Origin of the sequence: Aeromonas sp. ZOR0001, from assembly GCF_000801015.1 — a bacterium.
Taxonomy (GTDB): Bacteria; Pseudomonadota; Gammaproteobacteria; order Enterobacterales; family Aeromonadaceae; genus Aeromonas; species Aeromonas veronii.
Genome location: NZ_JRJY01000098.1, coordinates 1 through 276 on the forward strand (window position 1 = coordinate 1; position 276 = coordinate 276).

The 276-nt window shown below is 52.9% G+C and carries 1 protein-coding gene; it reads right to left on the reverse strand.

The annotated features are described in order from the left end of the window. Window positions 1–144 precede the first annotated feature (144 nt). On the reverse strand, window positions 145–261 hold the full coding sequence (locus L972_RS22140) for a DUF4113 domain-containing protein (protein ID WP_269428983.1): 117 nt from the start codon (window positions 259–261) through the stop codon (window positions 145–147). Window positions 262–276: the final 15 nt, after the last annotated feature.

Sequence of the window (276 nt, forward strand, 5' to 3'; positions counted from 1 at the left end):
AGGTCAGGAGTTCGATTCCCCTTATCGGCACCATATAAAACAAATGGTTAGCTTCACGGTGAAGCTAACCCTTTGTGATTTTTGGCTTAGGGTACCACGTGGGGTACCACATTTAGCAAACGGTAGGCACATTACTGTATCCACTTACCTGGCCACCGGCAGGTCCTCCCAGCGTGTGGTGTAACAGGGGCTCAGGTGCTCTTGTCGCATCATCCACTCAGGTGACCCCGTACCTTGGCTGGCAAAGCCTACGCGCCCCAATCCCTTGGCTTTGAT